Genomic DNA, 16,470 nt, shown 5'->3' with positions numbered 1-16,470 from the left:
GCCGCGGGCGGGCCACCCGGCGTCCGGGGAGGGCGTCGTCCGCAGCGCCGCGGTGTCACCGGCGCCGCAGGTCCGGGCCTCAGCAGCCGGGCGCGTGCGGGTCCTCCCAGCGGGCGGGGCCCGGGAGGCTGAGCAGCCGTATCAGGTGGAGCAATTCCTCGGATTCGCCGTGGGCTCGCAGCCGGTCAGGGGCGTGGCGGATGAGCCAGGCGGCGAGCTCGGCGCACATCTCATCCCTGTTCCCACGGCTGTGCCAAGGGAGTTGATCCCCCAGCAGGTCGTACTCCCACTCCCTCACCGCCCGGGCCAGGCTCTGGTCGGCCACGGGATGACGGAGTTCCGCCCAGACGGTGAGCCACGGACCGAGCTCGCCGGACGCCTCGGCGCACAGGACCAGGACCTCGAACGCCGGCACGGTGGGATCCGGGTCGGTGAGACTGAGCGCCCACCAGGCGTGCAGGAACTCCCGCACCGCTGCGGCTTGCCCGACAGGCCACCGTTGCCAGTGGCCTCGGGCGAATGACCATCCGGCCTCCTCCATACCGAGTGGTTCGACGAGGCCACGGACAAGTGCCGCGGCGAACTGAGGCAGGATGCGACGCAGCACGGCCGCGTGGTCGGTCCAGTCCGGGGCATCCCAGGTGCGAAGCAGGAGATCGGGGTCCAACTCCAAGCCCGGCACTTTCAACTGCGCGAGTTCCTCCGCGCTGCCCCAGTGACACGGGCAGTTGTATTCGTCGGAACGGGCGGTCATGCCACGGAAGGTGACGGCGAGGCCGTCCAGTGCAGCGCTGAGACGGAGTCGAGCGGGAGCCTCGTCACGATTCATCGAGGGCGCACGTCCTTCAGGTACTCCAGAGGGCTTCCGCCGGCCGAAGATTCCTATTCTACGTGGCCTCGATACTGGCTTCGTCGTGGCATGGCACGGCGGGAACATCACCGCCTGACGCCATGACCGTGCCACTGTTCCTGTGGCCCACCGACCCGCTTGGTGATCGGTTTGCCCAGGGGGCGAACTCGGCCGAATGCGCACCCCATGACACGTACCTCACCGGACTCGGGCCACCGTCCGTGTACAAGATGCCGCCTGCTGCCGGGCTGTGCCAACGTGGAGGGAGCAGCGGCGCAGCCCCGTCGTGCCGGGGCCGGAAATGAGGTGCCGATGGATCCGGTCGATGCCCTGCGACGGATTGCCTTCCTGCTGGAACGCGACCAGGCCGCCACGTACCGCGTCCAGGCGTTCCGTAAGGCCGCCGCCACGGTGGGGGCGATGACGGGCCACGACATCGCGGAACGAGTGGCTTCGGGGTCGCTGGAGTCGGTCAGGGGCATCGGGCCGAAGACGGCACAGGTGGTGCGTGAAGCGCTCGCCGGGGAAGTCCCTGGCTACCTCCAGCGCCTGGAGGCCGCCGCTGCGGATCCCCTCATGGAAGGGGGTGAAACGCTGCTCGCTCTGCTGCGTGGCGACTGCCATCTGCACTCCGACTGGTCGGACGGCGGAAGTCCGATCGAGGAGATGGGACGGACGGCGATCGAGCTGGGGCACGAGTGGGCGGTCCTCACCGACCACTCGCCCCGGCTGACTGTGGCGAACGGACTGTCGCCCGAACGGCTGCGCCGCCAATTGGAGGTCGTGGCCGCACTCAACGAGCAGTGGGCACCGTTCCGGCTGCTCACCGGCATCGAGTGCGACATCCTTCCGGACGGCTCCCTCGACCAGGAGGACCGACTGCTGGAGCAGCTCGACGTAGTGGTCGTGTCCGTGCACTCCAAGCTGCGGATGGACGCTCGGGCCATGACGCGCCGGCTGGTCGCGGCCGTGCGCCATCCGCAGGCGAACGTACTGGGGCACTGCACGGGCCGCCTGATCACCGGCCGGGGACGCCCGGAGTCGGAGTTCGACGCGGACGAGGTCTTCGCCGCGTGTGCCGAGGCGGGCACCGCGGTGGAGATCAACAGCCGTCCGGAGCGGCTCGATCCGCCCCGACGACTGCTGCGGCAGGCCGTCGACGCAGGCGTGCTGTTCGCGATCGACACCGACGCGCACGCGCCGGGGCAGCTCGACTGGCAGATCTTCGGCTGCGCCCGGGCAGAGAAGTGCGGTGTGCCCGCCGAACGGGTCATCACGTCGTGGCCGGTGGACGAACTGCTGGCCTGGTCATGACGCCGAGCCCGGTCCGTCCGTGGCGAGGGCGAAGACATGGAGGGCCGGTGACTTCGCACCCATGTAGCGGGGCCCCGTGGGCAGAGTGACGGATGCCAGCTGCCTGTGCGGATCGACGTCCACGGCGACGGAGTAGAGGTTCGCGGCACGGGTGCTCTGCGCACGCCCGCCGCCGTTGACCCTGTCGCCGTGGGCCGCGACCGCCGCCTTCTGCGGAACGGTGCTGCTCGCCCAGTCGGGGACGGTGACCGGAGAGGAGACCGTGGTTCCGTCGGTGTAGGTGATCGTCACCGTCCCCGTCAGTCCGGAGGCCGGGGCGTAGGTCGCGGTCATGAGGAGTCCGACACGTGACGCGTTACCGGACAGCGGAACGACCTGGCCATGGGCGAGGGCGTTGTCCTCGACACCGGCAAGCCCGGCAGGAAGGGTGAAGTCCAGGCCGTCGGCATGCACCTTCCCGCCGGCCGCGACACCGCCCGCCGCGAGGTTCTCGGCGGAGAAGCTGGACTGCGCACCGTCGATGTCGCCGGGCTGGGGGTTGCTGTCCCGGGTGACGGCGATGTTGTCGAAGGCCTGGGCCAGGTCGCGCAGCGCGACGGAGGTGAGGGCAGTGGCACGTATCCGGCTGCTGGTCGCCGGGTCGTCTCCGGCCTGCCGGTAGTCCGCGGTCGCCGAGAGCCGGTAGTCGCCGGGTTTCGCGTCCGCGCCGGTCCCGAGTTCGAAGTGCACGGTGCGGCTCTGCCCCGGCGGGACCGTGACGGTTCGGGGGGCGGGCGCGGCCCCCGGCGCCGTGTTGTCGAGCAGGTGGTGGGCCCCGAGGCCCACCCGGACCTGCGGCAGCGCCCGCCCGGTCGTGTTGGTGACCACGACGTCGACGGTGTCGGCGCCATCGGTGGTGAGTGTCGTCGGAGCGTCGACGGAGAGCCGCACGGCTGCGGAACCCGCCAGGAACGCCACCTCCGCGAGTGCCGGTTTCGCCGTCGGAGCGCCGACGAAGCGAAGCCAGCGGTAGCTGCCGGAACCGTCGGTCGGCAGGGTCAGCCAGTCGCGTGTCGGTGTCCACTCCACCGTTGCCAGGGTCCGGCAGCCGCTGTCCGGTCCGTCGGTACAGCCCTGCACGGTTCCGCCGACGAGCGAGGCCAGGTCGGCGGTCGAGTTGCTGCGGGGGAGCAGCCGTACTCCGGCCGGCCGGGTGGCGCCGTCCGTACCGAGGTCGATACCGACGGCGGTGCCCGCGGTACTCGCGACGAACGCAGTCGTCGGGTCGTTGTCGAAGGCACTTGCCACGCCGCTGGGTCCTACCGGAACGCCGGCGACCGGCCGCGCTGCCGGGTCGGCGGTCTCGGGAAGACCCGGCGGGCCACCGATCTCGTCGGCGAGGACTTCGTAGTCGAGATAGCTGCCAAGACGGGGGCTGCCCCACGCGGTGGAGGCAAGGATCTGTACTGGTCGGCGCAGATAGGAAAGCGGGTACGCCTCGGGCATGGTGTACGCGACGTCGCCCCATTCAGCCATCTCGATGCCCCGCACCTGGTCCGAAAGCGGCACGCTGTAGCTGCTGTAGAGCGCGTTGTCGTCGGGGATGTAGTTGCCGTTCGCGGTGCCCGGGGCGTACTTGGGGACGACATACAGGCGGGAGTGCTCGTTGCTGACGACGACGTCGTAGCCCTGGTCGAGAAAGGTCTTCTCGTCGCCGAGCCAGGCCTGGATACGGATGTCCTTGTTGACCGTCACCGACCCGCCGCCTCCGGCCTGCGGCCACCAGCCCCAGATCTGCATCCGCTTGCCGTGCCGGGCGAGCAGCTCGTCGAGATGGTTCTCATAGGCGAGGAAGACGTCTTCGGTCTTCGTGTACCCGTGCGCCGCCGCGTACTCGGCCAGCTGCGGGCACTGCGCCTGCAAGGCGGCGTTCGGGGTCTCGTCGCCGCCCAGGTGGATGATCGGTGAATCGAACAGGTCCGTGATCTCCTCGACCAGTCCGTCGAGCCACGCGACGTTGGCGGGTTTGGTGATGTCGACAGTGAAGCCGGGATCGACCCGTCCAGGGCTGATGATCGAGTTCATCGACGGACAGTCCCACCGCAGACCGGGGCGGTACGAGGTCAGGGTCGTCGCGTGGCCGGGGATGTCGAACTCGGGCAGGACGGTCACATGGTGGCGGGCCGCGAAGTCCTGCACCCGGCGCACGTCTGCCGGGGTGTACGACTTGGCGGCAGCCAGGCCGGGATAGCCGGGGAGATCCAGCCGGAAGAATTCGGAGTCGGTGAGGTGCCAGTGCAGGGTGTTGAGCTTCTGCCACGCCAGTTGACGGATCAGCTGCTCGATGGACGCGACCGACCAGTACGCGCGCGCGGTGTCGATCATCAGACCGCGCTCCTGCTGGACCGGCGCGTCCTGCGCGCTGCCGACCGGAATCGACGCGTGGTCGGGAGCCGCCTTGAGGATCTGCTCGACGGACTGCTCACCGTAATAGGTGCCCGCCGGGCCGGTGCCGGCGACCGTGACCGAGTGCGCGGTCACCGTCAGCCGGTAGCCCTCGCCCGGCCCTTCGCCGCCCGTGGTGAGGAAGATGTCGTCCGGCCCCGGGGCCGTGCCGGCGACCACGGGGAGTGGTTCGGCCCCGAGCCCCGCCAGGTCGGTGGCGAAGGTCCGGGCGTCGGTGTCCAGTGCGTCCGTGTACCGGCGGTCGACGACGATACGGGACCGCTCGGTGAGGGTGAAGGTGCCACTGCCGGCAGACCACTCCTGCAGGGGAGGGACGACGGCCGGGCTCCTCGCCGGTTCCGCCGTGGACGGGGCGTCGGCGCCGGCCGGGACAACGGCCCCGACGGCCATGCCCGTTGCAGCGACCACTGTGACCAACCATCGTCCGATTGCTCGGGACATGAGCCACCCCCAGAAATTGGCGTAGACCACCTGGACGGATGCGGACTTTACTGCGGACGCTCGGCGCGCACCAGGGATCGCGCACGCCGAAAGGCACCAGAGATCCGATCGTTTGCTTGCTGAGCCACTGTCAGGCCTTCGCGTGCAGGGTGGGCAGACCCAAGGAGCGCGCAGTTCGTGGCTGATCTGCTCGAGCATCCGGTTCGCCGGCTGCGGAAGAAAGGTTGGGTGGCTGGCGGATCGGATGCCGGCCGTGGTCCGCCGGCGTTCCGGGGCGGGGAAGACCGGGTGGCAGCCCGCGTCCCGCGACGACGCCGGTCGGTCCGCTGCACCTCGGGGGCTCCACCGTCTGCCGGGAGTGTCACCACGCCACCGGCGCATTGGGTGAGGTGGTGGCCCGCGATCCTGTCCGCGGAGTTCGATCTAGAAGTGCGACGCGACGGTACCTGCTGCGCTCCAACTGGCAGCGATCGTCGCCACGCGCCCCGGCGGGGAGCGTCCCATGTGCGGACACCGCGCTGCTTGAGCGATCGCTCAACTCCCTGTTATTGTCCGCATCTACAGCAGGTTGAGCGATCGCTCAAATGCTGCGGAGCGGGGGCGTGGGCGGAATGGGGCTGTACGTCGAGACGCGCATTCGCGCAGACCTTGAAGACCTCTGGGAGCGGACCCGAAATCCTGTGCAGCACCAGCGGTGGGATCTTCGCTTCACCGAGATCGCCTGTCTGCCGGGCGGGCCCGGCGATACCCAACGGTTCCGCTACGCGACCCGGGTACTCCCCTTCCTGACCATCACGGGCACTGGCATCAGTGCGGGCGAGCGCCGTCGGGCGGACGGCGAGCGGGTCTCGGCGCTTCGGTTCGCATCGGCCCATCCACTCTCCCTGCTCGCCGAGGGCAGCGGCTACTGGCGCTATGTACCGACACCGGACGGCATCCGCTTCCTGACCGGCTACGACTACAGGACGCGTTGGGGTCGCCCGGGGGCCGGAGCGGATCGGCTGGTCCTCCGGCCGCTGATGGGCTGGGCCACGGCCTGGTCCTTCGACCGGCTGCGGCTCTGGTGCGAACGCGGCATCAGCCCTGCCCGCTCGCTCGGGCACGCGCTCGCCGAGGTCGGCGTCCGGCTGCTGGCGGTCCTCTCGCTACTGCCTTTCGGGCCTGCCGCCGCGCTGGTTGCCGTCGTGGCCTCGCTGCTGCTGCCGCCCCTGCCCACCACACCCGCGGCGCGTCGCTGTCTGCGCAGACCTCCGGCCCGGACCGCCACTCCCGCCCTCCTCGCCCGTCTGGAGCATCCATGACTTCGATCTTCCGCTTCGCCATGGGCCAGGACTTCGACCGGCTGCATCCCCAGTTGCGACGGCGCTTCTCGGTCGGCCTGGAGAGTGGGGAGGCCTGCATCGGCCGCGGTGTCATGGACCGGATCTGGCACGGCCGGCCGTTCGTGAAGCCGTTCCTCGCCCTCGGCGGCGCGCGCAATGTCCTCGTTCCCCGGGCCGGCCGTCACATCCCCTTCACGATAGAGAACGTGCCGTACACCGACTCGTTCGGCCGCGAGACCGTCACCTTCGTGCGCACGTTCGCGCTGCCCGGCGGCACGCGCCGGTTCGACGCCACTATGGTCCACAGCCCCGAACGGTCCTGTGTTCTGGACTATCTCGGCACCCACCAGCACCTCGCCAGCGATCTATGGCTGAGCGCCGAGCCCGACGGTTCTCTTCTGATCCGATCCGGCGAACACCGGTTCCGGGAGGGGCCGTTCGACCTCCGTGTCCCGGAAATCCTCGGAGGCGACGCCGAGGTGCGCGAATCCTTCGACGACGTGACCGGCCGGTTCCGTGTTCGGGTAGCGGTGACCAACCGGCGCTTCGGTCCATTGTTCGGATACGAGGGAACGTTCCGCGCCCATTATGTCGACGCCCGCCGACACGGCGTCCGCGCGGGCCTGCGCCCCGTACGGGAAGAAGCGCGGGCGTGACTGAGGCGACCGATGGCCGGGACACCCGGACGAAACTCATGGAAGGCGCCCTGAACACGCTCTCTGAGCACGGGATCGCCAAGACTTCCGCCCGCTCCGTCGCGGCCGCCGCGGGGGTCAACCAGGCTCTGGTCTTCTACCATTTCGGCTCCGTCGACGAACTCCTGGCAGCAGCCTGCCGCTACGGGGCCGAACAGCGCGTGGTCCGCTATCGCGACCGCCTGGCTTCCGTCAGCACTCTCACTGAACTACTCCAGTGCGGACGCGAGTTGCATGCCGAAGAGCGGGCGGGTGGCCACGTCGCCTTCCTCGCACAGCTCCTGGCCGGCGCCCAGACCCAACCCCGCCTCGCTCCGGCAACCGCGGCCGGACTGAAGCTGTGGATCGACGAGATCGAGAAGGTTCTGATCCGGGTCCTCGGCTCCACCGCGCTCGCCGACTTCACCGACCCCGCCGGTCTGGCCCGGGCGGTGGCGGCGTCCTTCGTCGGTCTGGAACTGTACGAAGGGGTCGACCACGACGGCGCCGAACAGGCACTCGACGCGCTGGAGCAGCTCGCCACCCTGGCCGACGTTCTGGAAGAACTCGGGCCTGTGGCCCGACGGACCGTGCGGCACACGATCCGACACACAATGCGGCACACCAGCAGCACGCAAGCCACGACGGACGAGCAGGGGCAGCAGGGCGCACCGACTCCGGCGAGCACCTCCAGGAGGAGGGTGCGGCGCTCGAAGTAGGGGAGGGGGCGGTGTCTCCGGGGGCCAGGGCCTCTCAAGGCGTGCCACGCCTGCCTCATTCCCGGCGACACCCTGGTCGTCCCCTCCCTCGACCGCTACGGCCGCTCACTCCAGGACCTCGTCAACATGGTCGCCGAACTCCGTGAGCGCGGCATCGGCTTCCAGTCCCTGCCCGAGGCGCTCGACACCACCACCCCGGGCGGGCGCCCGATCTTCCACGTCTTTGCCGCCCTGGCGGAGTTCATCCGCGAACTCATCGTCGCCGGGACCCACGAGGGTCTGGCCGCCGCCCGCGGTCGGCGTCTCCGTCTGTACGCTCTGCAACCACATCCCGGAGCTGAAAGAGGTCCGGAACTCCCGCGTCCCGCGCCAGTTGGAGGGAGCCGGCCAACCTGCCCCCACCGCTCGTTGCGTTGGGGGCCGGAGGCACGAGCTCTCACCCTGACCTCCTATTCGGTGCGCAGGGCCGTGGCGGTTCGGGCCCTGGCGGCCCAGCCGGCGGGCAGGAGCGCACCCAGGGTGGCGATGAGCAGGCCGCCGAGTGCGAGCGGGAGCAGTTGGGCCCCGTGGTAGACGGTGATGACGGAACCGGGGAGGCGGAGCCCCACGCTGTCGCCCATCGCGGGGACGACCCAGCCGTGCAGGGCCACGCCCAGCGGCACGCCCAGAGCGCCCGCGACCAGTCCGGTCACGACGACCGAGGTGAGGACCATCGCGACGGTCTGCCGGGGGGTCATGCCGAGCGCCTTGTGGACACCGATCTCCCGGACGCGCTCGCGGGTGTCGAGCAGCACGCCGTTGAGCACGCCGAGCGCGGCGACGGCGACGAGCATCAGCGTGAGGGTCACGGACAGCGCGTTGAGCGTGACGACCATGTCGCCGCCGGCGTCGAGCCCGCCGACCCGAGCGGTGACCCCCAGCGGTGTCAGGTCCTTGTTCAGCGCGTCGACGTAGCCGGTCACGTCGGCGCCTGACGTGACCGCGATGTGATGGCTCGTCTCCGTCAGGTCGGGATGTGCGGCCGTGAGGGTCGAGGCGTCGGTGAAGACCTGCATGCCGTCGTTACGGGGGTCGAGGACCTCACCGACGATTCGGACCGTGACCGGCTCGGCCAGGCCGTTCAAGGTGACGGTGTCGCCGATGCGGGTGCCGGTAGCGGCCAGGAAGGGGGTCGGGACCACGGCCTCGCCGGGCCTGTCGATCCAGCGGCCCGAGACCATCGTGTAGCCGCCCCAGGAAGCGTCGCCGGTGAAGGCGATCACGTCGCTGGTGCCGGTCAGGCCGGACACGGTCGCCCGTACCGTCGCGGCGCTGTAGTACTTCCCGGTTCCGGCGGCGGCCTCGATGGCCGCGGCGACTGCAGCGGGATCCGCCTTGCGCCGCTTCTCGGGGCCAGGGCCTTGGGGTCCGAAGTCCGGCAAGGGCGCGGGCACGACGACATCGGCGGCGTCGTGGGCCTTGGCCTTCATCACCTGGCCGAGCGAGGCGCCCATCCCCACGGTGAACGTGACGGCGAGGGCGCCGAACAGGATCGCCGTGCCCATGGCCAGCGCGCGGGCGGGCCGCGCGAAGGGCCGGGCCAGGCCAAGGGCGACCGGCTGCGGCAACGGCAGCCGTCCGGCCAGGCGGGCCGCCCACCGGCCGCGGCCCGCCGAAGCGGTACGCCCGACGGCGAGCGCATCGACCGTACGCAGCCGCCCAGCCCGCCAGGCACTCGCCCACGCGGTCGCCGCCACCAGGCTGAGCACCCCGGCGATCACCGCCAGGTCGACCCAGGGGGCGATGGCCAGGGACGAGGTGCCGTAGACCTCCTCGGTCTCGGCCAGTACGGGGACGGCGAGCAGGTGGCCGGCGAGGAGGCCGAGGGCCGTGCCGACAGCGGCCGGGATCAGCGCCTGGCCCACGTAGGCCCGCACGACCTGGGCCGGGGTGAAGCCGACGGCCTTGAGGATGCCGATGCGGCGCGTTCCCGTGCCGACGGCCGACGCGACGACGTTGCCGACGATGAGCACCGACATGACCAGGCCCAGGGCACCGAACGCGATGAGGAATGGGACGTAGAGGGCGGTGTCGCGCTCGGCGGTCTTCTTGACGGTGAGCCATGACTGTTCGCCGACGGCCGTTCCCGGCGGCAGGGACTCCGTCACGGCCTTGCCGCCCGCGCTGATCTGCGCGGCGGTGCCCGCGTCGGTGAAGCGGTAGAGCATCTGGTAGCCGCCGCTGCCGGGCGCGGTGAGCGCCGGCATCTGGGACGGAACCACCCAGGCGTCAGCGGTCTGCGTGACCGAGCGGGCCACACCGACCACCGTCAGCGTCGGACCGCCGGACAGATCGGGGAAGGCGACCTTCATGCCCATGGTCGGGAAGAGTGAAGAGTTGGCGGACAGCACGATCTCGCCGGAGTGCGTGGGCCACCGCCCGTCGAGCAGTGCCACCTCGTCCACGTCCCGGCCGGGATCGCCCCGGCCGACCACGGTCATCGGCCACCCGGGGCCCGCCCCGTCCGACCGCGGGATGACCGTCGCCGTACCGAACGGCCCGGCCGCACTGCTCACCCCTTCGGCGTCCCTGGACTTCGACAGCTGCCCGGCACTCACCTTGCCCGCGTCGAACTGCACGGACAGATGCGCGCCGTGCTGCTTGGCGAAGGCCTCGTCGAAGGGCGCGCCGGAAACCACGAGCAGCGATCCGCCGAGGACGGAGGTGGCCACCGCCATCATCGTGGCGAGCCCGATCACCAGCGTCTGCACCCGGCGTCGTCCCACCCCCGAGCGCACCACCTTGCCGAGCGCTCTCATCGGACGGCCTCCGGGGCGACGGCCTGCGACCGGACGTCTTCGGCGATCCGGCCATCGGCGATCCGGACCGTACGGTTCGTGCAGGACCGGGCCAAAGCCAGGTCGTGGGTGACCACGACGACGGTCTGGCCCTCGGCATTGAGGCCGGTGAACAGCCTGCTGACGTCCTGTCCGGCGGCCGTGTCCAGGGCCCCGGTCGGCTCGTCGGCCAGGAGCAGCGCCGGCCGGTTCATCAACGCCCGGGCCACCGCGACGCGCTGCCGCTCGCCGCCGGACAGCCGCCCCGGGTAGGCGCGGGCCTGCCGGTCGATGCCCAGCAGTTCCAGGAGTTCCGCCGCCCGGTGGTCTGCCTCGCCACGTGCCATACCCGCGAGGCGCGCGGGAAGCACGACATTGTCGGTGACGGTCAGATCGTCGAGCAGGTTGAAGAACTGGAAGACCATACCGATCTTCGACCGCCGGTAGAGCGCCGATCCGGCTTCGCCCAGCCGATCCACCCGCACCCCGCCCACGGTGACGGTCCCCGTATCGGGCCGGTCCAGGCCCGCGATCAGATTGAGCAGCGTGGACTTGCCACTGCCGGAAGGGCCGAGGATCGCGACGGCCTCGCCGGGCTGCACGGTCAGCGACGCCTCGTCGAGAGCGGGCGGGCCGTCGTCGTATCGGCGGCTCACCTCACGCAGTTCGACCACCGGCATGGTCATGAAGGGCTCCTTCGATGGGGGCAGTTGGCTGCGTGAACGCTAGGAGCGGGCCCGGCCTGCACGCGTCGCCCGCCCGAACCCATTGCGGTACCGCGCTGGGATGAGCCCCGGAAACGTCATCCCTGCGATGTAGGCGGGTGATGTATCCGGTGCGGTGGGAATGACCACCGGGACGGACTCCGCGGGTTCGCGCGGTGGCGACAATGAACCGGTGATGGACGTACGTACGACGCTGGAGCGGCTGCGGGAAGCCGCCCGCCAGACGGTCCGCGACGCCGGGCTTCCGAGCGGCCCACCGCTGCGGCCCACCCGGCGCGCCTGGCAGTTCGACGCGCTGGTGGCACTGGCACTCGGAATCGCCACCGTCTACTACGGCATCGACAACGCCAATAACGTCGTGGTGCGTGAGATCGCACCCGGCGTGGAGCGCGTCGTGCCGCGCCCGTCCGGCCCCGGCGGCATGGCCTTCATGGTGACCCTCGCGGTCATCGCCTCGGGTGCCCTGGCGCTGCGCCGCCGCTACCCGCTCGCCGTGCTGTGCATCGTGACGGCCGCGACACTGGCGACACCGCAGAGCGTCCTGCGGCTGACCTTCTACGCGTTCGTCATCGCCGTCTACAGCGCCGCCGTGTACAGCCCGTACCGGGTGGTGACCCTGGCGGCGCTGCCGGTGTCGGTCGTCCTGGTCGGCACCTCGGGGAACTCGGTGACACCGATCGTCCCCAACGAATACATCGCCCTGCTGATCCTGGTCCCGATGGCCGTGGCCGCCGTCGGCCTGCGTACCTGGAAACTCCGAACCGACGAGGGCCGCACCCGGCTCTCCGCCCTGGAACGCGAACAGGCCGAGGCGCTGCGCCGGGCCGTCGAGCATGAGCGGGCCAGGATCGCCCGCGAACTGCACGACGTCGTCACGCACAACGTCAGCGTGATGATCATCCAGGCGGGCGCCGCGCGCAAGATCATGAAAACCTCCCCCGAGCAGGCCGGTGAGGCGCTGCTCGCCGTCGAGGCGGGCGGGCGGGCGGCCATGACCGAGCTGCGCCACGTCATGGGACTGCTCACCATGGCCGACGAGGGCGAGGGGGCGGACGGAGGTGCAGACCTGGCCGATACGGCGGCGGAGCTGGCCCCGCAACCCGGCCTGGACCAGCTGGAAACGCTGGTCGGACGGGTCCGGGACACCGGACTGCCCGTCGACCTGACCGTGGCCGGCCCGCCCCGTCCCCTCCCGCCCTCGAACTCGCCGCCTACCGCGTGGTCCAGGAAGCCCTGACCAACACCGTGAAGCACGCGTCCGGCGCCACCGCCACCGTGACCGTCGAATACGGCCCGGAACGGCTCCGGGTGGAAGTCACCGACACCGGTGGACACCCGGGCGCGGCCGCCGGAAGCGGCCGGGGCCTGATCGGCCTGCGCGAGCGCCTCGCCGTCTACGACGGAACCCTGAAAACCGGCCGACGCCTGAGCGGCGGCTACCGTGTGGAGGCCCTGATCCCCTTGGAGACACCGTGACCGAGCCGCTGCGTGTGCTCCTCGCCGACGACCAGACCCTGGTCCGCACCGGATTCCGGTTGATCCTCGGCGCCGACGGCATCGACGTCGTCGCCGAGGCGACCAACGGAACCGAAGCGGTCGAAGCGGTCCGCCGCACACGTCCCGACGTGGTCCTTATGGACGTTCGGATGCCCGAGATGGACGGCCTGGAGGCCACCCGCCGCATCCTCACCGGCGCCCCCGACAAGCCCCGCGTCATCATCCTGACCACCTTTGACCTCGACCGATACGTCTACGCGGCACTGTCCGCCGGGGCCAGCGGTTTCCTCCTCAAGGACGTCACGCCCGAGCATCTGACCGCGGCCGTCCGCACGGTCCGTACCGGCGACGCTCTCCTCGCGCCCGCCATCACCCGCCGTCTCGTACAGCGGTTCACCCAGCGTGGCAGCGACACCGCCGCCCTCCACCGCGACCTCGCCTCGCTCACCCCACGCGAACTGGAGGTCCTCGGCCTGCTGGCCCGAGGGCTGAGCAACGCCGAACTCGCCACCCGCCTCCACCTGGCCGAGGCGACCGTCAAGACGCACGTCGCCCGCATCCTGGCCAAGCTCGGACTCCGTGATCGTGTCCAGGCCGTTATCGTCGCCTACGAGACAGGGCTGGTCAGCGCCGGCGAACGCGAGGCCGCCCAGCAGTCCACCGAGCAGACATAGACCGAAGCCGAGGCTTGGCCGGCCCCCGCGCTGTTGTGCGACGGACCAGGGATCAGTAGTCAGAAACTGCGCATGTCCCGGTAGTTCACGCGTCCGTACCGGCATAGAACGGTCGCCCGATGTCCGCGTTCGGCGCGGTGTGGGGGTTGCGAGCTGCTGTCGGTTTGCTGCATTGAAGTGAGTTGTAGCGAGCGGGAGTGAGTCCTGTGGGTGGGTTTGTGGGGGTGGGAACGGGGGTTCTGGGGTCGAATGGGTGACCTTGACGGTTGTGGCTCGTTGGGTCGGGTGGCAGGTGTCCGGCCCGGGTGGGGGTGATGTGGTGGGTGGTCTGCGGGAGCTGACAGCCTCCTTCGTGGTGCCCGGGCCTTGCGGGGTGGCGGTCCGGGACCGCCTCAAACACCTCACGCCCCAGGACGAGAAGGTGCTGCGCGCGGTCGGCGAGCACCAGGGGGCACTGGCTTCCGGTGATCTCAAGGCCCGCTGTGCGGACGGTCTGGAGCACGGTGCGGAGACCTGGGCGGCGCGTAAGCGGGGGCTGACCGGGGTGTCGTCGTCGCGGATCGCGGGGGCCATCACGAAGGCCACGCACGATCAGTGGGCGCTCGCACGCCGTGGCCAGGCAGCGCACATCCAGAGCCTGGCGGCCGGGATCACGATGCTGCGGCACCGCCTGTCCCTCCCGCTCGGGGAGCCCGGAACGAGGCGGGCCGCGGGCGGCTACCGTTCCAAGGGCGAGTGGTTCCGCAAGTCCCGCCGCCTTGCGATGCTGGAAGCGCGGCACACGGCGGCTGTCGCCGACTGGGAGGCCGGGCGGGTCCGGGTCGTACGGGGCGGTAAGCGTCTCCTCAACACCCGCCACCACCTCACCGAGGCCCAGCTCACCGAAGACCAATGGCGGCAACGGTGGGAGGCGGGACGCTGGTTCATCGCTGCTGATGGTGAGTCGGGGAAGCGGTTCGGGAACGAGACGATCCGCGTCACCGACACTGGTGAGGTCAGCATCAGGCTGCCTGCCCCGCTCGCGCACCTGGCCAACGCCCGGCACGGCCGGTACACCCTCAGTGCCCGCATCGCGTTCGCGCACCGGGGCGCGGAGTGGGCCGACCGCATCGAAGCGAACCGGGCCGTCGCCTACCGCATCCACCTCGACGTGGACCGTGGCCGCTGGTACCTCACCGCATCCTGGCAACGCCCCGCCGTCCGGACCGTCCCGTTGGAGACCGCCCGCGCCCGGGGCATGATCGGCGTCGACACCAACGCCGACCACTTCGCCGCCTACCGGCTCGACCGGCACGGCAACCCGGTCGGCGGGCCGCATCGTTTCCCCTATGACCTGTCCGGTTCGGCCGGTCACCGCGACGCCCAGATCCGCCACGCCCTGACCCGCCTGATCAACTGGGCCAAGCAGGCCGGTGTCGCCGCGATCGGTATCGAGGACCTCGACTTCACCACCGAGAAGACCCGGGAGAAGCACGGCCGCCAGAAGCGGTTCCGGCAGCTCATCTCCGGTATCCCGACCGGCAGGCTCAAGGCCCGGCTGGTCTCGATGGCCGCCGAACAGGGCCTCGCGGTCGTCGCGGTCGACCCCGCCTACACCTCCCTGTGGGGTGCCCAGCACTGGCAGAAACCGCTGGCCACCCCCCAGCGCACCATGTCCCGTCACGATGCCGCCGGTATCGCGATCGGTCGACGCGCCCTCGGGTACCCGGTCCGGCGTCGGACGGCACTGCCCCCACACGACCGGAGTGATCGTGCGGGGCATCGGACCGTCCAGGCCGAACCAGGTGACCGGGGGCGTGAGGGAACCCGCCCACCCACAACGGACCGGCCCCCTGGAGGGCCGTCGCCGAGCGGGAAGCGAAAGCGGGAACCCAGCGTATCCAACACCGTTCGGGATGCGCCCAGTACGCAACAGTGGGTCCAAGACTCACTCATGCGCACTGGTTAGGAACGGTCTGGCACAGTCGGCATCGCGATGTCGAGCTGCGATGCCATGTCCAGCATCCGCCCGGTCGATCACGCCGCTGCTCGGGACTGTTGGGAAGTGCTGGTGGTGGTTGGTGGGAGGAGCACACGGCAGGCGGTCGTCTACTCTCGCAGGGTTTCGATCACCACAATTGGAGTGCTCGTATGACCCTGAGTGTGTTGCCGGTTGACTGCGAACCTGCTGCTGGTGTTGTCCTGCTGAGCGGTGTCCCCGGCAGCGGGAAGTCCACGGTGGCTGCCGCGTTGGCCAATCGGCTGCGGCTGGCAGCGCATGTTGAGGTGGATGAGCTCCAAACGATGATCGTCAGTGGCGGCCGGTGGCCCTCGGCGACCCCCGATCCGGAAGCCGACCGGCAGATCCTTTTGCGGGCCCGCAATGCGTGTCTGCTGGCCGACAGCTTTGCGGCGGCCGGATTCGTCCCCGTACTCGACGATGTCGTGGTACGCCGTTCGCACTTTGACTTCTACCGCGCCTCGCTGACGGCTGCGCCTTTGCATGTCATCTTCCTGGCCCCGGGGCCGGCAACCGCCTGGCGGCGCAATCAGGCGCGGGACAAAGTCCTGGCCACCAACTGGTCACCCCTGGACGAGGCGATGCGCCAAGAACTCGCAGGGGAGGGAACCTGGATCGACAACGCAGAAATGACCGTCGAAGAGACGGTGGAGTTGATCTTGTCCGTGACGGGTCTGACGCCCACTGCCGAAGCCGGCCGGTGCAGCTGGGCGGGCGATGTGACCGATAGCCTCAAGGTGCTGGACCGGTTCCCCAACTGGCGCAATTCGGCCCCAGCAGATTTGGCCGCAGATCAAGAGCCCGGACGACTTCACTCCCGTCAAGGTCGAGATCAAGATCGAATGATAGGGGAACACGAGGCGACTGCCGAACTCCGGCGGGTGGTGGAGGAATTGCGCGCCGCGACCGCCACGCGAAATGAGTGGAGCATGCTGAATTCGCTGCCCGCCGGGGCTCGGCCCGAGACGATCGGAGCCGACCTGCCGGACCGGTA

10 protein-coding genes and 3 pseudogenes are annotated in these 16,470 nt (G+C 70.2%); 9 read left to right on the top strand and 4 right to left on the bottom strand.

The window, feature by feature from the left end:
* Positions 1-79 precede the first annotated feature (79 nt).
* Positions 80-754, bottom strand: coding sequence for a hypothetical protein (locus tag OG395_RS10160; protein ID WP_327242585.1), 675 nt, complete (start codon positions 752-754; stop codon positions 80-82).
* A gap of 408 nt (positions 755-1,162) precedes the next feature.
* On the opposite strand from OG395_RS10160, the gene OG395_RS10155 reads away from it, so the two are divergent.
* Positions 1,163-2,164: a PHP domain-containing protein gene (locus OG395_RS10155; RefSeq protein WP_327242584.1), complete on the top strand. Its 1,002-nt coding sequence runs from the start codon at positions 1,163-1,165 to the stop codon at positions 2,162-2,164.
* Here the strand turns inward: OG395_RS10155 and OG395_RS10150 are convergent.
* Complete coding sequence (locus OG395_RS10150) at positions 2,159-5,017, bottom strand: beta-N-acetylhexosaminidase (RefSeq protein ID WP_327242583.1); 2,859 nt, start codon at positions 5,015-5,017, stop codon at positions 2,159-2,161. The two genes, OG395_RS10155 and OG395_RS10150, sit on opposite strands and share 6 nt — an antisense overlap.
* Positions 5,018-5,661: 644 nt before the next feature.
* Here OG395_RS10150 and OG395_RS10145 point away from each other — a divergent pair.
* From OG395_RS10145 to OG395_RS10130, 4 genes and pseudogenes are all read left to right on the top strand, one after another.
* Positions 5,662-6,351 (top strand): hypothetical protein, encoded by a 690-nt coding sequence (locus tag OG395_RS10145; protein WP_327249302.1) that lies wholly within the window; start codon positions 5,662-5,664, stop codon positions 6,349-6,351.
* The gene (locus OG395_RS10140; protein ID WP_327242582.1) at positions 6,348-7,028 is read left to right on the top strand and encodes a DUF4166 domain-containing protein; all 681 of its coding nucleotides are present in this window, start codon (positions 6,348-6,350) and stop codon (positions 7,026-7,028) included. Before OG395_RS10145 ends, OG395_RS10140 begins: the two co-directional genes overlap by 4 nt.
* 38 nt (positions 7,029-7,066) lie before the next feature.
* Positions 7,067-7,765 (top strand): TetR/AcrR family transcriptional regulator, encoded by a 699-nt coding sequence (locus OG395_RS10135; protein ID WP_327249301.1) that lies wholly within the window; start codon positions 7,067-7,069, stop codon positions 7,763-7,765.
* 57 nt (positions 7,766-7,822) lie between these two features.
* Positions 7,823-8,002: pseudogene (locus OG395_RS10130) on the top strand (recombinase family protein); the annotation flags it as partial.
* Positions 8,003-8,214: 212 nt separating this feature from the next.
* On the opposite strand, the gene OG395_RS10125 reads toward OG395_RS10130, so the two are convergent.
* Complete coding sequence (locus tag OG395_RS10125; protein ID WP_327242581.1) at positions 8,215-10,563, bottom strand: ABC transporter permease; 2,349 nt, start codon at positions 10,561-10,563, stop codon at positions 8,215-8,217.
* Positions 10,560-11,267, bottom strand: coding sequence for an ABC transporter ATP-binding protein (locus tag OG395_RS10120; RefSeq protein ID WP_327242580.1), 708 nt, complete (start codon positions 11,265-11,267; stop codon positions 10,560-10,562). Before OG395_RS10120 ends, OG395_RS10125 begins: the two co-directional genes overlap by 4 nt.
* 214 nt (positions 11,268-11,481) lie before the next feature.
* Between OG395_RS10120 and OG395_RS10115 the strand changes: the two are divergent.
* The 4 genes and pseudogenes from OG395_RS10115 to OG395_RS10100 form a co-directional block, all read left to right on the top strand.
* Positions 11,482-12,782, top strand: a pseudogene (locus OG395_RS10115) (sensor histidine kinase).
* Positions 12,779-13,477 (top strand): response regulator transcription factor, encoded by a 699-nt coding sequence (locus OG395_RS10110; RefSeq protein WP_327242579.1) that lies wholly within the window; start codon positions 12,779-12,781, stop codon positions 13,475-13,477. Before OG395_RS10115 ends, OG395_RS10110 begins: the two are co-directional and overlap by 4 nt.
* Before the next feature lie 319 nt (positions 13,478-13,796).
* The gene (locus OG395_RS10105) at positions 13,797-15,425 is read left to right on the top strand and encodes an IS200/IS605 family accessory protein TnpB-related protein (RefSeq protein WP_327242578.1); all 1,629 of its coding nucleotides are present in this window, start codon (positions 13,797-13,799) and stop codon (positions 15,423-15,425) included.
* Positions 15,426-15,607: 182 nt separating this feature from the next.
* A pseudogene (locus OG395_RS10100) lies at positions 15,608-16,159 on the top strand (AAA family ATPase); the annotation flags it as partial.
* Positions 16,160-16,470 lie beyond the last annotated feature (311 nt).

It is taken from the genome of Streptomyces sp. NBC_01320 (assembly GCF_035974375.1).
Classification (GTDB): Bacteria; Actinomycetota; Actinomycetes; order Streptomycetales; family Streptomycetaceae; genus Streptomyces; species Streptomyces yanii.
Note: the sequence above shows the minus strand (reverse complement) of the source record. Positions and strands in the feature narration are given on the sequence as shown.

Bases quoted from the DNA above. Each gene is read 5' to 3' on its own strand.
- OG395_RS10120 (WP_327242580.1), bottom strand. From the start codon at position 11,267: ATGACCATGCCGGTGGTCGAACTGCGTGAGGTGAGCCGCCGATACGAC.
- OG395_RS10155 (WP_327242584.1), top strand. From the start codon at position 1,163: ATGGATCCGGTCGATGCCCTGCGACGGATTGCCTTCCTGCTGGAACGC.
- OG395_RS10140 (WP_327242582.1), top strand. From the start codon at position 6,348: ATGACTTCGATCTTCCGCTTCGCCATGGGCCAGGACTTCGACCGGCTG.
- OG395_RS10125 (WP_327242581.1), bottom strand. From the start codon at position 10,563: ATGAGAGCGCTCGGCAAGGTGGTGCGCTCGGGGGTGGGACGACGCCGG.
- OG395_RS10145 (WP_327249302.1), top strand. From the start codon at position 5,662: ATGGGGCTGTACGTCGAGACGCGCATTCGCGCAGACCTTGAAGACCTC.
- OG395_RS10135 (WP_327249301.1), top strand. From the start codon at position 7,067: ATGGAAGGCGCCCTGAACACGCTCTCTGAGCACGGGATCGCCAAGACT.
- OG395_RS10160 (WP_327242585.1), bottom strand. From the start codon at position 754: ATGACCGCCCGTTCCGACGAATACAACTGCCCGTGTCACTGGGGCAGC.